Source organism: Kitasatospora sp. NPDC059327 (genome assembly GCF_042752535.1).
Taxonomy (GTDB): Bacteria; Actinomycetota; Actinomycetes; order Streptomycetales; family Streptomycetaceae; genus Kitasatospora.
Window position 1 is genome coordinate 85,523 of record NZ_JBHYYB010000011.1, and the last position, 14,035, is coordinate 99,557.

Below are 14,035 nucleotides of genomic sequence, written 5' to 3' on the forward strand. Positions count from 1 at the left end.
TCCAAAAGCGGAGACCAGTTCGCAGCGGAGATTTGGAGAGACATGAACGCGCGACCGGCACCGGAATTCCCCTCCTGGCCGCAGTACGACGACGACGAGCGGAGCGGCCTGATACGCGCTCTGGAGCAGGGCCAGTGGTGGCGCATGGGCGGGGACGAGGTGAACTCCTTCGAGCGCGAGTTCGCCGACTACCACGGTTCGCCGCACGCCCTGGCGGTCACCAACGGCACGCACGCCCTGGAGCTGGCGCTGCAGTGTCTGGGGGCCGGTCCCGGTACCGAGGTCATCGTGCCGGGCTTCACCTTCATCTCCTCCTCCCAGGCCGCCCAGCGGCTCGGCGCGGTCGCCGTCCCCGTCGACGTCGACCCCGTCACCTACAACATCGACGTGGCCGCCGCGGCCGCCGCCGTCACCCCGCGGACCCGGGTGATCATGCCCGTCCACATGGCCGGGCTCATCGCCGACATGGACGCCCTGGGCAAGCTCTCCGAGGACACCGGGGTGCCGCTGCTCCAGGACGCCGCACACGCCCACGGCGCGCGCTGGCAGGGCAAGCGGGTCGGCGAGCTCGGCTCGGTGTCCGCCTTCAGCTTCCAGAACGGCAAGCTGATGACCGCCGGCGAGGGCGGCGCCCTGCTGTTCCCCGAGTCGGAGCTGTACGAGGCCGCCTTCCTGCGCCACAGCTGCGGCCGGCCGCGCACCGACCGCCGGTACTTCCACCAGATCGCCGGCACCAACATGCGGCTCAACGAGTTCTCGGCGTCCGTGCTCCGCGCCCAGCTGCGCCGCCTGGACGCCCAGACGGAGCTGCGCGAGCGGCGCTGGAACCTGCTGTCCGGCCTGCTCGGCGCGATCGACGGCATCGTCCCCCAGGGCACCGACCCGAGGGCCGACCGCAACTCGCACTACATGGCGATGTTCCGCGTCCCCGGCATCTCCGAGGAGGGCCGCAACGAGCTGGTGGACCGCCTGGTCGACGCCGGCCTGCCGGCCTTCGCCGCGTTCCGCGCGATCTACCGCACCGACGCGTTCTGGGAGACCGCCGCCCCCGACGAGAGCCCGGAGGCGGTCGCCGAGCGCTGCCCCAACACCGAGGCCATCAGCGCGGACTGCGTCTGGCTGCACCACCGCGTCCTGCTCGCCTCGGAGGACGCCCTGCACACCACGGCCGGGATCATCGCCGACGCAGTGGCAGCCCTGTGAGGCTTCGCACCGCTGTCGTCGGGCTCGGCTGGGCCGGTCGGGAGCTCTGGCTCTCGCGGCTCAGGACACACGAGGACTTCGACGTCGTCGCCGTCGTCGACCCCGACCCGGCGCTGCGGGCGGCGGTCGGCGAGGCGACGGGCATCCCCGCCCACGCGGCGGTGGACGCCCTCGACAGCCGCGACGTCGACGTCGCGGTCGTCGCGGTGCCCAACCACCTGCACGCCGAGGTGGCCGCGGCGCTGCTGCGGCGCGGCCTCTCGGTCTTCCTGGAGAAGCCGGTCTGCCTGACCGGCGCCGAGGCCGACACCCTGGCGCGGGCCGAGCGCGGCGGCGGCATGCTGCTGGCCGGCAGCGCCGCCCGGCACCGCGCCGATGTCCGTGAACTGGCCACGCTCGTCCCCGAGCTGGGGCGGGTACGGCATGTCGACCTGGCCTGGGTGCGGGCGCGCGGCGTGCCGAAGGCCGGCGGCTGGTTCACCCAGCGCAGCAAGTCCGGCGGCGGCGTGCTGGTCGACCTCGGCTGGCACCTGCTGGACGCGCTGGCCTCCCTGGTCGGCCCGGCCGAGTTCGCCCAGGTGGTCGGCTCGACCTCCGACGACTTCGTCAACGTCGGTGCGTGGTCCGCCGCCTGGCGCCAGGACCGGCCGGCCGACGCGCTCGCGGGCGACGTGGAGGACACCGCCCGCGGCTTCCTGATCCGCGAGGACGGCATCTCCGTCGCGCTGCGGGCCAGTTGGGCCTCGCACGAGGCGCTGGACGTCTCGCGGATCCTGGTCGAGGGCAGTGCCGGCAGCGCGGAGCTGCGCTGCACCTTCGGCTTCAGCCCCAACCGGCAGCCGGAGCCCGTCCTGACCCTGACGCAGGAGGGCACCACCCGTCGCATCCCGGTGCCCGCCGAGCCGATCGGGGCCGAGTACCGGCGTCAACTGGACGGCCTCGCGGCGCTGCTGGCCGACCCCGCCAACCGCGGCCGGGCCATCGCGCAGGCGCGTGGCACGGTCCAGCTCATCGAGAGTTTCTACGAGTCGGCCCGCGTCGCCGGCCGGGCGCGATCCGCCCGCCCGGCGACCACCCACGAGGAGGTGAGGACCTCATGACCGCCACATCGGCACCCGGGTCCGCCACGACCACGGACAGAGCAGCACAGCCCCGGCAGGCGGTCGTCTTCGACCTGGACGGGGTCATCGTCGACAGTTTCGCGGTGATGGGCCAGGCCTTCGCCATCGCCTACGCCGAGGTGGTCGGGGACGGCCCGGCGCCGTTCGAGGAGTACCAGCGCCACCAGGGCCGCTACTTCCCCGACATCATGCGGATCATGGGGCTGCCGCTGGAGATGGAGGCGCCCTTCGTTCGCGAGAGCTACCGGCTCGCGCACCAGGTGCAGGTCTTCGACGGCGTCCGCGAGCTGCTCCAGGAGCTCCGCGACCGGGGGCTGCGGCTGGCCATCGCCACCGGCAAGGCCGGTGACCGGGCCCGCTCGCTGCTCGACGGCCTGGGCCTGCTCCCGTACTTCGACCATGTGATCGGCTCCGACGAGGTGGCCCGGCCCAAGCCCGCCCCCGACATCGTGCTGCGCGCGCTGGAACTCCTGGACGTGCCCGCCGAGCAGGCCATCATGATCGGTGACGCGCCGACCGACCTGGCCAGCGCCCGCGGCGCCGGCGTCGCCTCGGCCGCCGCCCTCTGGGCCGGGCCCGACGAGGCGGAGCTGCTCGCGGCCGGCCCCGACGTGGTGCTGCGCCGCCCGGCCGAGCTGCTCGCCCTCTGCCCGGCCCTGACCGGGCGCTGACCCCCCCGCACCGGAGGCGGCACACACCATGCGGACCCGCGACGTCGGACCGGGCCACGGCACCGGGCAGCCCGCCGCGGGGCGCGCCGACGGCGCGCCCCGCTACCTCGGCATCGACATCGGCGGGACCAAGGTCGCCCTCCGGACGGAGTCGGCGACCGGCCCGGCCGAGGAGACCGCCTTCGCCTGGGGCCCGCGCCGCGGCGCCGAGCACGACCTGGCCCGACTCGCCGAGTGCGTGGGCGCGCTGACGGCCCGGACGGGAGAGCCGTTCCGGGCCGTCGGCGTCGCGATGCCCGCCACCGTCGGCCCGGACGAGCGGGTCACCGCCTGGCCCAGCCGGTCGGAGTGGACCGGCCTGCCGCTGGGCCCGGCGCTGCGCGCGCTCTTCCCCGGGGCGGCCGTCGCCTGGGCGGACGACGGCGACCTGGCGGCCCTCGCCGAGGCCGAGGCGGCGGACTGCGCGGACCTGCTCTACCTGGGTGTCGGCACCGGCATCGGCGGTGGCCTCGTGCTCGGCGGCCGGCTCTGCCCCGGGCCGGACCGGGGCTCCTTCGAGCTCGGCCACCTGGTCGTCCAACTCGACGGTCCCACCTGTGTCTGCGGTCGCCGGGGGTGCCTCCAGGCGACCGCCTCCGGGCCCGCCACCCTCGGGCGCGCGGCGCTGCTGCGCGGCGCGCCCGTCAGCTTCGACGAGCTGCGGGCCGGGCTGCGCGACGGGCAGAGCTGGGCCGTCACGGCGCTCGACCGGACCGGCTACGCCCTGGCCGCCGCCGCCACCGGCGTCACCGAACTGCTCCACCCCCGGCTCGCCGTCCTCGGCGGCGGCTTCGCGGCCGGTGTCCCCGAACTGCTCGACCGGGTGGCCGACCACCTCGCCGGGTTCGCCCGGCCGGGTCTGCCCCCGCTGCCGCTCGCCGCGGCCCGCCTGGGCGGCCTCTCCTCGCTGCGCGGCGCCGTGCTGCTCGCGCGCCGGCAGTAGGGCCGGCGGGACGGTGTCCGGCCGCTGACGGCCCGTCCGGCACCGCCGCGACGGCAGCACGGTCACGCCCGACACCACGGCCACGCCACACGGCCGCGCCCGACGGCACGGCCGCGCCTGACGCCACGGCCACGACCGGTCCCACGGCCCGCCCGGACCACCCCGGTCCGGACGGGCCTTCGTCGCGTCAGCCCCCGTGGCCGGCCGGGACGGCCGCCTCCAGCCGGGCCCGCAGCTCGTCCACCAGGGCCGCCGCGCCCTCCGGGCCCCCGGCCGTGCCGAACACGTGGTAGTCCGGGCGCACCAGCAGCGCACTCGCCCCGTACCGCGCCAGATACGCCCCGTAGACGCCGTCCACGTCCACCACCTCGACCGCCCCGGCGTCACCGGCCGCCCGCCCGGGGCCCGTCGCGGCGACTCCGTCGGGAGCCGGGCCGCCCGGCAGCAGGCGCACCACGTGTGCCTCCAGGCCGGCCAGGAAGGACAGCCGCTCCGCCCCGAGTCGGGCATCCGCCCCGGCCGCGAGGAGCAGCACGAAGCCGCGCCCGACCACCTCGTCGAACAGGCCGCTGCCGTCGGGGCCCGCCACCGCCCCCTGCGGTACCACCTCGCCGGCCGGTGCGGCCGGTCCGGCCCCGCCGGCGCGGTACAGCAGGCCCTCGCCGAGCGGCTTGGCCGGCTCCGGCCGGGTCGGCCCCCGGCCGCGCCGGTTGGCCAGCACCGTGGCATCCCGCTCGGCGGCGGCCGCCGGGTCCGTCACGCAGATCACCCGGCCCAGCTGGACCGAGCCCAGGATCGACTCCTTGACCTGCGCCCGGCGCTCCTCGGTGTAGCTGTCCAGCACCGAGTCGTCGGCGAGGCCGCGCAGGACCAGGTCCAGCTTCCAGGACAGGTTGACCACGTCCCGGATGCCCGAGCACATGCCCTGCCCGGCGAACGGCGGCATCAGGTGGGCCGCGTCACCGGCCAGCAGCACGCGCCCCACCCGCCACTGGTCGGCCCACCTGGCCTGGAACATGTACGTGGTGCTGCGCAGCAGGGTGGCGGTCTCGGGGGTGACCCCGAACGGGGCCAGCAGCCGCCACGCCGTCTCCTCGCGGTTCAGCTCGGCGGCGCGCTCGCCCGGCAGCCGCATGAACTCCCAGCGCCGGTGGCCGGGGCCGCTGCCCACCAGGGTGGTGGGCCGGGCCGGGTCGCAGATCTGCACGTTGGTCGGCACGAAGGCCCGCGGCTCGCGCAGCTCGACGTCGCACAGCAACCACTCGTAGGAGAACCCGAGGTCGGTGACGGGCACGTCGAGGTGCTCCCGGACGAAGCTGTTGGCGCCGTCGCACCCCACCACCCAGCGGGCCGAGACGCTCCGCACCGCGCCGTCCTCGTCCTCGGCCGTCACCACGACCCGGTCGCCCTGCTCGGCGATGCCGACGACCTGCCGGCCGCGCTCCACGGTGACCTCGGGCAGCTGCGCCGCCCGGGCGGCGAGCAGCTCCTCCAGGGCGGGCTGGTGCATGGTGTTGGCATCCGGCCAGCCGTACGGGCCGCGCGGCCGGAACTCGATGTCCAGCAGGGTCTCGCCGCTCGCCGTGCGCCACTGGTAGCCGGAGGCCGGTTCGGTGATCCGGTCCAGGTCGGGGCCGATGCCGCAGACGGCGAGCAGCCGGGCGGTCTCCCCGTCGAAGCTGGTGGCCCGGGGCAGCGTGTACGGGCGGCGGCGGCGCTCCAGCACCGTCGTCCGCCAGCCGCGCCGGGCCAGCAGGACGGCGAGCGCGGCCCCGACCGGTCCGTTGCCGACGACGACCACGTCCGCGTCCGTCGGGCCGGTCGAGGGCTCGTGCGGTGACACCTTGGGCATAGGGACCCCTCATCGCAGGGAGGCGGCGGACCGGTGCGGACCGGTGCACGGCGGGTGGGCACGGCGGCGGGAACACGGCGCGGAAGCGGGGGAGGTGCTCGGCCCGGACGCCGTGGCGGCTGTGCGCGGCAACGGGGCGCGACAGCCCTGACAGGAACATCGGACAGGAGTATCGGAAGACTACTATCGCGGCCTGCGGAAAGCGTCAACGTCCGCCCCGGGCCACCAGATCGGGGGATACCGGGACGGGCCCGGACCGGCTTAGTCTGCCCACGTCCCGAACAAACCGAGGACCCGTGCGGAGTCCGCCCACCATCGCCGATCGGCCTGTGCTGGGGAACGTGCCACGGACCGATGCCCGAAGGGAACCTCCCGGCATGGCGCAAGCGACGGCCCAGTACGACAAGTGGGTCAGTGTCTTCCATCCGGCGCCGAACAGCGCCGTCCGGCTCGTCTGCCTGCCCTACGCCGGCGGGTCGGCGAGCTTCTTCTTCCCGGTGTCGCGGGCGCTCGCCCCGAAGGGGATCGAGGTGCTGGCCGTCCAGTACCCGGGCCGTCAGACCCGGCACCAGGAGCCGGGCATCGACAACATCCCCGACTTCGCCGACCAGATCTTCGCGGCACTGCGGCACCTGGACGACAAGCCGCTCGCGCTGTTCGGCCACAGCATGGGCGCGGTGCTCGCCTACGAGGTGGCCCTGCGGATGCGGCAGGCCGGCCTGCCGACGCCGGTCCGGCTGTTCGCCTCCGGCCGGCGCGCGCCGTCCCGCTACCGCGACGAGAAGGTCCACACCGGCTCGGACGAGGACGTGGTGGCCGAGCTGAAGACGCTGAGCGGCACCAGCCAGGTGGTGCTGGCCGACCCGGAGATCCTGGCGATGATCCTGCCGGCGATCCGCAGCGACTACACCGCCGTCGAGCGCTACCGGCACGACCCCGACCAGGAGTTGGACTGCCCGGTGACGGTGCTCACCGGCGACGCCGACCCCCGGGTGTCGCTTGAGGAGGCGCGGGCCTGGGAGGAGCACACCACCGGGCCGACCGAGCTGGAGGTCCTCCCCGGCGGGCACTTCTTCCTCGCCGACCGGAGCGTCCAGGTGATCGAGATCGTGGCCCGGAGACTGACCGGGCAGGGCGTCGCAACCAACCGCTGAACCATCTCCCGGAATAGGTCGACATGCGAACCGCCGCACCCGTGCCGACGATCGGCCAGCATTCGCTCCTGGTGTTCCTGCTCCAAATAGCCGCCCTGCTGCTGCTGGCGCTCGTCCTCGGACGGCTGGCACAGCGCTTCAACCTGCCCGCGGTCGCCGGCGAGCTGTCCGCGGGGGTGATCCTCGGGCCGTCGATCCTCGAACCCCTGCTGCCCGGCTTCTCCGACTGGCTGCTGCCGCAGAAGCCCGACCAGATGCACCTGCTGGACGCCGCCGGCCAGCTCGGCGTGCTGCTGCTGGTCGGCGTCACCGGCGCCGAGCTGAAGTTCGGCCTGGTGCGGCGGCGCGGTCTCACCGCCGCCCGGGTCAGCATCGCCGGTCTGCTGCTGCCGCTGGGCCTCGGGATCGGCACCGGCTACCTGCTGCCCCGCTCGTTCCTGCCGGCCGGCGCGAACCCGGCGGTCTTCGCGCTCTTCCTCGGCGTGGCGATGTGTGTCACCGCGATCCCCGTGATCGCCAAGACCCTGCTGGACATGAAGCTGCTGCACCGCGACATCGGCCAACTGATCCTCGCCGCCGGGGTGGTCGACGACGTGGTCGGCTGGTTCCTGCTGTCGGTGGTCTCGGCGATGGCCACCGCCGGGCTGACCGCCGGTGTCGTCACCACCTCGATCCTGTACCCGATCGGGGTGGTGGTCTTCGCCTTCCTGATCGGCCGTCCGCTGGTCGGTGCGGCGCTGCGGGCGGCCGGGCGGTCGGAGAGCCCGGCGCCCACCATCGCCACCGCCGTGGTGCTGGTGCTGTTCAGCGCGGCCGCGACGCAGGCGATGCACCTGGAGGCCATCTTCGGCGCCTTCGTCTGCGGTGTCCTGATCGGCACCAGCGGCCAGTTGGACCACGAGAAGCTCGCTCCGCTGCGCACCACGGTGCTGGCCTTCCTGGCCCCGCTCTTCTTCGCGACCGCCGGTCTGCGGATGGACCTCACCGCACTGGGCCGTCCGGTCGTGCTGGGCGCCGCCGTCGCGGTGCTCGCGGTGGCGATCTTCGGCAAGTTCGCGGGCGCCTTCATCGGGGCCCGGCTCAGCCGGCTGAACCGGTGGGAGGCGCTGGCGCTCGGCGCCGGGATGAACTCCCGCGGCGTCGTCGAGGTGATCGTGGCGATGACCGGCCTGCGGCTCGGCGTCCTGAACACCGAGACCTACACCATCATCGTCCTCGTCGCGATCGTGACCTCGCTGATGGCGCCGCCCATCCTGCGGTACGCGATGACCCGCGCCGAGGAGGTCGCCGGGGCCGAACTCGGCCTGGGCGACAAGCAGGCCGACCCGGCAGGGGCGTCCGACCCGGCGCAGTCCCCCGACCGGGCGCAGTCCCCCGACCGGGCCCAGACCCCCGGCCCGGCGCAGTCCCCCGACCGGGCGCCCCGCGCTGTCCGCGTCTCCGACCAGCGAGGTGACTCATGAGTACCACCATGCTTCTCCTGAACGGCCCCAACCTCGGCATCCTCGGCCGGCGCGAGCCGGAGATCTACGGCACCGACACGCTGGCCGACATCGAGAAGGCCGTCGCCGAGGAGGTGAGCGGCCGGGGCTGGGACGTCCGCTCCATCCAGCACGACTCGGAGGGCGACCTCGTCCGGGCCATCCACGAGCACAGCGACAGCAGCGTCGGCGCGGTCGTCAACCCCGGGGCCCTGATGATCGCGGGCTGGAGCCTGCGCGACGCACTGGCGGCCTACCCGCGGCCCTGGGTCGAGGTGCACCTGAGCAATGTGTGGGCCCGCGAGCAGTTCCGGCACGAGTCGGTGATCGCCCCGCTGGCCGGTGGTGTGGTGGTCGGCCTCGGCGCGTTCGGCTACCGCCTGGCGGCCCAGGCCCTGATGCACCTGACCGCCGCCGACCGGTGACGGCCGGGCGGGCCCGCCCGGCCCGTCCGCGTCCCACGCCTTGCGAGGAAGGCCCGGCCCGTCCGGCCCGTCCGCATCCCACGCGTCGAGAGGAAGACCCGGCCCATGAGGCTCAAGCTCCACGAAGTCGGCGACGGCGACAAGGTCGCGCTGCTCGTCCACAGCATCATCTCCTCCGCGGACACCTGGAGCCGGGTGGCCCCCCGGCTGGCCGACCTCGGCTACCGGGTGATCATGCCGGACCTGCGCGGCCACGGCGACAGCCCGCACGCCGACACCTACACGCCGGAGGTGCTCGCCGCCGACCTGGTGGAGTCGCTGCCGGCCGGTGCCGACCTGGCGATCGGTCACTCGTTCGGCGCCTCGGTGCTCTCGCTGGCGGTGGAGGGGTTGCGCCCGGCCAAGGTCGTCTACAGCGACCCCGCCTGGCGGTTCACCGAGAAGGCGGTGGGCGAGATCCGGGAGTTCGCGAAGTTCACCAAGGTGGCGACCGCCGACGCCATCCGTCCGATGTTCCCCCGCTGGGCGCCCGAGGACATCGAGGCCGAGCTGGCCGGGTACGCGCGCTGGGACGTCACGGCGGTGGACTGGCTGGAGAGCACGCACGACTACGTCCCCGACCGGCCGCTCGTGCCGTCGTTGGTCCAGGGCGCCGGCGACCACCACCTCGTCCCGGACGAACTGGCCGCGACGCTGCGCGCGAGCGGGTTCGAGGTGCGGTACGTCCCGGACACCGGTCACTGCATCCACCGGGACGACCTGGACGGCTTCCTGGCGTCGCTCGACGGCTGGCTCTGAGTCGGTGGACGAAGGCAGTTGACGGTCATTCAGGTCGGTCGGGCGGCGACCCGAGGTGGTCCCCGGCCGACCGGCCGAGTGGTGATCGGCCTGCGTGGTAGTGTCGCCGAGTGAGCTCTGGCCGCCTTGATCACACCAGTGAAGGCACTTCCCCGACCGGCGGAACATCGCAGGTCGTCCACGGTTCGTTCGCCTTGCGGGTCGACTTCTCGGCACCCCCGGAGCGGGTCTTCGCCGCCTTCGCCGAGCCCGCGCTGCGCACCCGTTGGTTCCGCCTCCCCGGCTCCTCGAAGAACGCCACCCACGCGCTGGACTTCCGGGTCGGCGGCAGCGAGGTGGCGGCCAACCTGTTCGTCTCCGGGGACATCGAGGAGCGGCTCGAATACCGCTCCCGGTTCCACGACATCGTTCCCGACGAGCGCATCGTCTACGTCTACGAGGCCCATGTGGACGGCCTGCGCCGCTGGGTCTCCCTGGTGACGGTCGAACTCGCCGCCGAGGGCGGCGGATCGCGGCTCGACTGGAACGAGCAGTTCGCGTACCTGGTGCTGAGCGGGGACGGCACCCAGGACACCGCCCACCTCCGGGGCGGGACCAGGCTGCTGCTCAACGGCCTGTCCGGCGTCGTCGAGCCGGAGCGGTACCGGGGGCTGTCGAAGATCCGCCCCGACCTCGGCTGACCGCTCGTCAGTTCTTCTCGGAGTCCGGCACCTTGTGCACGGCGGTGTCCGCCGGCCGGACCGGTCGGCCGTCGGCGGCCAGCACGGCCAGGTCCCGCAGCGGTCGGTCGTCCCGCCGGTCCAGGAGTTCGGAGTGCGGCTCGCCGGGGTCGAAGAAGTGCCGCTCGCCCCACTGGCGGAGCGCCACGATCACGGGGAAGAGGTCCTCGCCCTTCGGGGTGAGCGCGTAGGCCTGGTAGGCGCTGCCGTCGGAGGCCGGTTCGACGGCGAGGATCCCGGCGTCGACCAGGGCGCGCAGGCGATTGCTCAGGATGTTCTTGGCGACGCCGAGGCTGCGCTGGAACTCGCCGAACCGGCGACTGCCGTCGAAGGCGTCGCGGACGATCAGCAGCGACCACCAGTCGCCGATCGCGTCCACCGAGCGCGCCACGGGGCAGGAGCTGTCGTCCAACCTGGTTCGCTTCACCATCTCCGGCCTCCTGGATACCGACCGCCGTTGTAGCTGGTTGCATGATGCTACCGCGCAAGCCTATCGTGCTGCCATGTCGGTAGCATCATGCAACCAGAATTCATCACGGGTCCTGACCCGTCCCCGCACGCTGCTGTTCGCCCTCGCCGGTGGGGCCACCGTGGCGAACGTCTACGCCGCCCAGCCCCTGCTCTACGCGATCGCCGACGAACTCGACATCGGCCGGGCCGCCGTCGGCGCGGTGGTGACCTGCACGCAGATCGGGTACGGGCTGGGCCTGGTCCTGCTGGTGCCGCTCGGCGACCTGCTGGAACGGCGGCGGCTGGTGACCGTGCAGGCCGTGCTGCTGGCGCTCGCGCTGACGGCGGTGGCCACGGCGGGCAGCGCGGCCGCCCTGCTGGCCGGTCTGATGGGGGTGGGTCTGCTCGCGGTGCTCACCCAGTCGTTGGTGGCGTTCGCCTCCGTCCTCGCCCCGGACGGTGAGCGCGGGCGGGTGGTCGGCACGGTGACCAGTGGCGTCGTCCTCGGCATCCTGCTGGCCCGGACGGTCGCCGGGGCACTGGCCGGCCTCGCCGGGTGGCGCGCCGTGTACGCGCTGTCGGCCGTGCTCACCCTGGTCCTCGCGGTGGCCCTGCGCCGCGCCCTGCCCCGGGCGACTCCCGGGGCCGCTGCGCCCCGGGCCGATGTGCCCCGGACCGCTGCGCCCCGAGTCGCTGCGCCCCGGACCGGCGGAGCCTGGGCCGGGGGCCGTTCGGTGGCGGCCGACTACCGCCGGGCGCTGCGTTCGCTCGCCCGGTTGCCGCTGCGGGAGCCGGTCTTCCGGCAGCGCGGGTTGATCACCCTACTGGTGTTCGCCTCCTTCAGCACGCTGTGGAGCTGTGTCGCGCTCCCGTTGAGCGAGGCGCCGCTGTCGCTCCCGTCCGCCGCCGTCGGAGCGTTCGGTCTGGCCGGCGCGGCCGGTGCGGCGGCCGCGGCTCCGGCCGGCCGGCTGTTCGACCGGGGGTTCGGCCGGTGGACGGTCGGCGCCGGCCTCGCCCTGCTGGCGCTCTCCTGGCTGCCGCTCGCGCTCACCCGGCAGTCGCTCTGGGCCCTCGGGTTCGGCGCGGTCCTGTTGGACTTCGCCGTCCAGGCCGTCCATGTCACCAACCAGAGCGTGGTGCTGGCCCTGGATCCGACCGCGGGCGGCCGGCTGATCGGCGGCTACATGGTGTTCTACTCGCTCGGCAGCGCGCTCGGCGCGATCACCTCCACGGCGGTGTACGCGGCGGCCGGCTGGTCCGCCGTCTGCCTGCTCGGCGCCGCGTTCAGCCTCCTCGCGCTGCTCGCCTGGGCGAGGACCCTGCGGCCTGCCCTGCGGTAGTCCCGGCCTGACGCCGGTCGCCACCCTGGGGGCGGCGGCCGGCGTGCGGCGCCCGGTGTGGCACCGGAGGCGACAACAGCGTTCTGGGCAATGACGAATGAGGGAGCGTCAGATGATCAGTGCGTCCGGGCCGGCAGGGTGACGACCTCCGCGTCCCCCTGGGTGGTGCCCGGTGCGACGGCTTCGGCCCGGCGTCGATGGGCGAGGGCGAGCAGCAGGCCGCCGGTCGCCGTGCCGACGAGGAGGACGAGCGCGCCCACCGAGGCCGCGCGGCCGACGGCGTCGGTGAACGCCGGGGCCACGTCCTGCGGTCGCGGGCGGCCGAGGGCGGCGAGGCGCTGCTCGAAGCGGCTGGTCATCAGCGTGCCGAGGATGCTGGTGCCGAGCACCGCGCCCACCTGGCGGGCGGCGTTGACCGTCCCGGCCGCCGCGCCCTCCTTGCCGCGCGGCACATGGCCGACCGCGAGGGCGGTCGAGGGCGCGTTGGCCAGGCCGCAGCCGAATCCGAAGGCCATCAGCGCCGGCGCGTAGCCGCCGAAGCCGTCGGACGGCCCGACGGTGGCGAACAGGGCGGCGCCCGCCGCCGCCAGCAGCAGTCCGGTGACGATCAGTTTCGCCGCCCCGAAGCGTGGCCCGAGCACCCCGGCGGCCACCGAGGCGAGGATGAACATGCCGAACTCAGCGAGGAGTTGGATGCCCACCTGGAGCGCGCTCAGCCCGCGTACCTGCTGCAGCCAGAGCACCTGGAGGAGGGAGAGGCCGACGAAGCCGAACAGGACGGTGCCGGCCAGCAGCAGCGCGGCGCTGTACGAGGGGTCGCGCATCAGCCGCAGGTCGAGCAGTGGGTGGCGGCGGCGGAGTTCGACTGCGGCGAAGACGGTGAGCAGCACGGCCGCGCCGAGGGCGGCGGCCAGGGGAGCGCCGCCGAGGTAGCTGTGGTGGCCGCCGTCGATCAGCCAGTAGATGAGCAGGGCGAGTCCGGCGGTGGCGAGGATCTGCCCGGCCCAGTCGAGCCGGACGCCCTCGGCCCGGGACTCGGGCACGCCGAACAGCGCGGCGGTGGCGGCGAGCGCCGCGATCACCGGGCCCAGCCAGAACGCGGTGTGCCAGCTCGACCAGCGCAGCGCCAGCCCGGCCGTGAGCGGCCCGAGGGCGAGGCCCAGGCCGGAGGCGGCGGCCCAGGCGGAGATCGCACCGGCCCGCCGCCGCGGGTCGGGGAAGGCGTCGGTCACCAGGGCGAGCGAGCTGGGGGTGATCAGCGCGCCGCCGAGGCCCGCGACCGCCTGCCCGGCCAGGACGGTGGACAGGCTCCCGGCGAACACCAGGACCACGCCGCCGGCGGCCATCGCGAGGGTGCCCAGCAGGAAGATCCGGCGCCGCCCCCAGCGGTCGGCGAACGCGCCGGCGCCGAGCACGACGGAGGCCACCACCAGGGTGTACATGCTCGGGACCCAGACCAGGTCGGCGGAGTCGAGGCCGAGATCCGTACGGACCGCGCCCAGGGTGCCGATGGTCTGGGTGGTCTGGACGAACACGGTGAACAGGCCGAGGCAGGCGGCGAGCAGGACGGTCCCGCTGCGGTCAGTGCGCGGCATCGGGCACCTCCGGGGTGTGGGACGCGGCGGGGCGGGGGACGGGCACGAGGACTCCAGGGCGGTGGCGAATGGGTTGGTTTGATTTCGCGACTCACCCTAGCGTCAGTGCGTTTGATAATCCAACCTTCAAGGGTCGGTGCCGACAGGAACGCGGCGGGGGGGGCCCGCGGGGGGGGGGGGGCCCCCCCCCCCCGGGGGGGGGGGGGGGGACGGGGGGGGGGGGGCCCCCCGGGGCGGGGGTTTT

The 14,035-nt window shown here is 74.4% G+C and carries 13 protein-coding genes; 10 read left to right on the forward strand and 3 right to left on the reverse strand.

Going from position 1 to position 14,035, the window contains the following annotated elements; all coding sequences use genetic code 11:
• Positions 1-42 precede the first annotated feature (42 nt).
• From rifK to ACFXHB_RS09750, 4 genes are read left to right on the forward strand one after another with little or no spacing between them, the layout of a single operon-like run.
• A complete protein-coding gene (gene rifK, locus ACFXHB_RS09735) occupies positions 43-1,203 on the forward strand; it encodes a 3-amino-5-hydroxybenzoate synthase (protein ID WP_380573354.1) in 1,161 nt (386 codons plus the stop codon).
• A complete protein-coding gene (locus ACFXHB_RS09740) occupies positions 1,200-2,303 on the forward strand; it encodes a Gfo/Idh/MocA family protein (protein WP_380573355.1) in 1,104 nt (367 codons plus the stop codon). The genes rifK and ACFXHB_RS09740 overlap by 4 nt, the downstream gene beginning before the upstream one ends.
• Positions 2,300-2,995 carry an HAD-IA family hydrolase gene (locus tag ACFXHB_RS09745; protein WP_380573356.1) on the forward strand — a complete coding sequence of 232 codons (696 nt, stop codon included), beginning with the start codon at positions 2,300-2,302 and terminating at the stop codon, positions 2,993-2,995. The genes ACFXHB_RS09740 and ACFXHB_RS09745 overlap by 4 nt, the downstream gene beginning before the upstream one ends.
• Before the next feature lie 28 nt (positions 2,996-3,023).
• Positions 3,024-3,977 carry an ROK family protein gene (locus tag ACFXHB_RS09750; RefSeq protein ID WP_380573357.1) on the forward strand — a complete coding sequence of 318 codons (954 nt, stop codon included), beginning with the start codon at positions 3,024-3,026 and terminating at the stop codon, positions 3,975-3,977.
• Positions 3,978-4,164: 187 nt separating this feature from the next.
• On the opposite strand, the gene ACFXHB_RS09755 is transcribed toward ACFXHB_RS09750, so the two are convergent.
• Positions 4,165-5,829: a bifunctional 3-(3-hydroxy-phenyl)propionate/3-hydroxycinnamic acid hydroxylase gene (locus ACFXHB_RS09755; protein WP_380573358.1), complete on the reverse strand. Its 1,665-nt coding sequence runs from the start codon at positions 5,827-5,829 to the stop codon at positions 4,165-4,167.
• Positions 5,830-6,206: 377 nt separating this feature from the next.
• Here ACFXHB_RS09755 and ACFXHB_RS09760 point away from each other — a divergent pair, with 377 nt between their 5' ends.
• From ACFXHB_RS09760 to ACFXHB_RS09780, 5 genes are all read left to right on the forward strand, one after another.
• Positions 6,207-6,983, forward strand: coding sequence for a thioesterase II family protein (locus ACFXHB_RS09760; RefSeq protein WP_380573360.1), 777 nt, complete (start codon positions 6,207-6,209; stop codon positions 6,981-6,983).
• Between the two features lie 23 nt (positions 6,984-7,006).
• Positions 7,007-8,446, forward strand: a complete 1,440-nt coding sequence (locus ACFXHB_RS09765; RefSeq protein ID WP_380573361.1) for a cation:proton antiporter — start codon at positions 7,007-7,009, stop codon at positions 8,444-8,446.
• Positions 8,443-8,889 (forward strand): type II 3-dehydroquinate dehydratase, encoded by a 447-nt coding sequence (locus ACFXHB_RS09770; RefSeq protein ID WP_380573362.1) that lies wholly within the window; start codon positions 8,443-8,445, stop codon positions 8,887-8,889. The genes ACFXHB_RS09765 and ACFXHB_RS09770 overlap by 4 nt, the downstream gene beginning before the upstream one ends.
• Before the next feature lie 105 nt (positions 8,890-8,994).
• Positions 8,995-9,687, forward strand: coding sequence for an alpha/beta fold hydrolase (locus tag ACFXHB_RS09775; protein ID WP_380573363.1), 693 nt, complete (start codon positions 8,995-8,997; stop codon positions 9,685-9,687).
• A 110-nt stretch (positions 9,688-9,797) separates the two neighbouring features.
• Complete coding sequence (locus tag ACFXHB_RS09780; protein WP_380573364.1) at positions 9,798-10,367, forward strand: SRPBCC domain-containing protein; 570 nt, start codon at positions 9,798-9,800, stop codon at positions 10,365-10,367.
• A gap of 7 nt (positions 10,368-10,374) precedes the next feature.
• Here the strand turns inward: ACFXHB_RS09780 and ACFXHB_RS09785 are convergent, their stop codons facing one another.
• The gene (locus tag ACFXHB_RS09785; RefSeq protein WP_380573365.1) at positions 10,375-10,836 is read right to left on the reverse strand and encodes a winged helix-turn-helix transcriptional regulator; all 462 of its coding nucleotides are present in this window, start codon (positions 10,834-10,836) and stop codon (positions 10,375-10,377) included.
• Positions 10,837-10,909: 73 nt separating this feature from the next.
• Between ACFXHB_RS09785 and ACFXHB_RS09790 the strand changes: the two genes are divergently transcribed.
• Entirely contained in the window at positions 10,910-12,196 is a 1,287-nt protein-coding gene (locus ACFXHB_RS09790) for an MFS transporter (RefSeq protein ID WP_380573366.1), read from the forward strand.
• A 116-nt stretch (positions 12,197-12,312) separates the two neighbouring features.
• Here the strand turns inward: ACFXHB_RS09790 and ACFXHB_RS09795 are convergent, their stop codons facing one another.
• Entirely contained in the window at positions 12,313-13,791 is a 1,479-nt protein-coding gene (locus ACFXHB_RS09795; RefSeq protein WP_380573367.1) for an MFS transporter, read from the reverse strand.
• Positions 13,792-14,035 lie beyond the last annotated feature (244 nt).

Coding starts and splice junctions, on each gene's coding strand:
- ACFXHB_RS09760 (WP_380573360.1), top strand. CDS start 6,207: ATGGCGCAAGCGACGGCCCAGTACGACAAGTGGGTCAGTGTCTTCCAT.
- ACFXHB_RS09770 (WP_380573362.1), top strand. CDS start 8,443: ATGAGTACCACCATGCTTCTCCTGAACGGCCCCAACCTCGGCATCCTC.
- rifK (WP_380573354.1), top strand. CDS start 43: ATGAACGCGCGACCGGCACCGGAATTCCCCTCCTGGCCGCAGTACGAC.
- ACFXHB_RS09790 (WP_380573366.1), top strand. CDS start 10,910: ATGTCGGTAGCATCATGCAACCAGAATTCATCACGGGTCCTGACCCGT.
- ACFXHB_RS09795 (WP_380573367.1), bottom strand. CDS start 13,791: ATGCCGCGCACTGACCGCAGCGGGACCGTCCTGCTCGCCGCCTGCCTC.
- ACFXHB_RS09750 (WP_380573357.1), top strand. CDS start 3,024: ATGCGGACCCGCGACGTCGGACCGGGCCACGGCACCGGGCAGCCCGCC.
- ACFXHB_RS09775 (WP_380573363.1), top strand. CDS start 8,995: ATGAGGCTCAAGCTCCACGAAGTCGGCGACGGCGACAAGGTCGCGCTG.
- ACFXHB_RS09755 (WP_380573358.1), bottom strand. CDS start 5,829: ATGCCCAAGGTGTCACCGCACGAGCCCTCGACCGGCCCGACGGACGCG.
- ACFXHB_RS09745 (WP_380573356.1), top strand. CDS start 2,300: ATGACCGCCACATCGGCACCCGGGTCCGCCACGACCACGGACAGAGCA.
- ACFXHB_RS09785 (WP_380573365.1), bottom strand. CDS start 10,836: ATGGTGAAGCGAACCAGGTTGGACGACAGCTCCTGCCCCGTGGCGCGC.
- ACFXHB_RS09765 (WP_380573361.1), top strand. CDS start 7,007: ATGCGAACCGCCGCACCCGTGCCGACGATCGGCCAGCATTCGCTCCTG.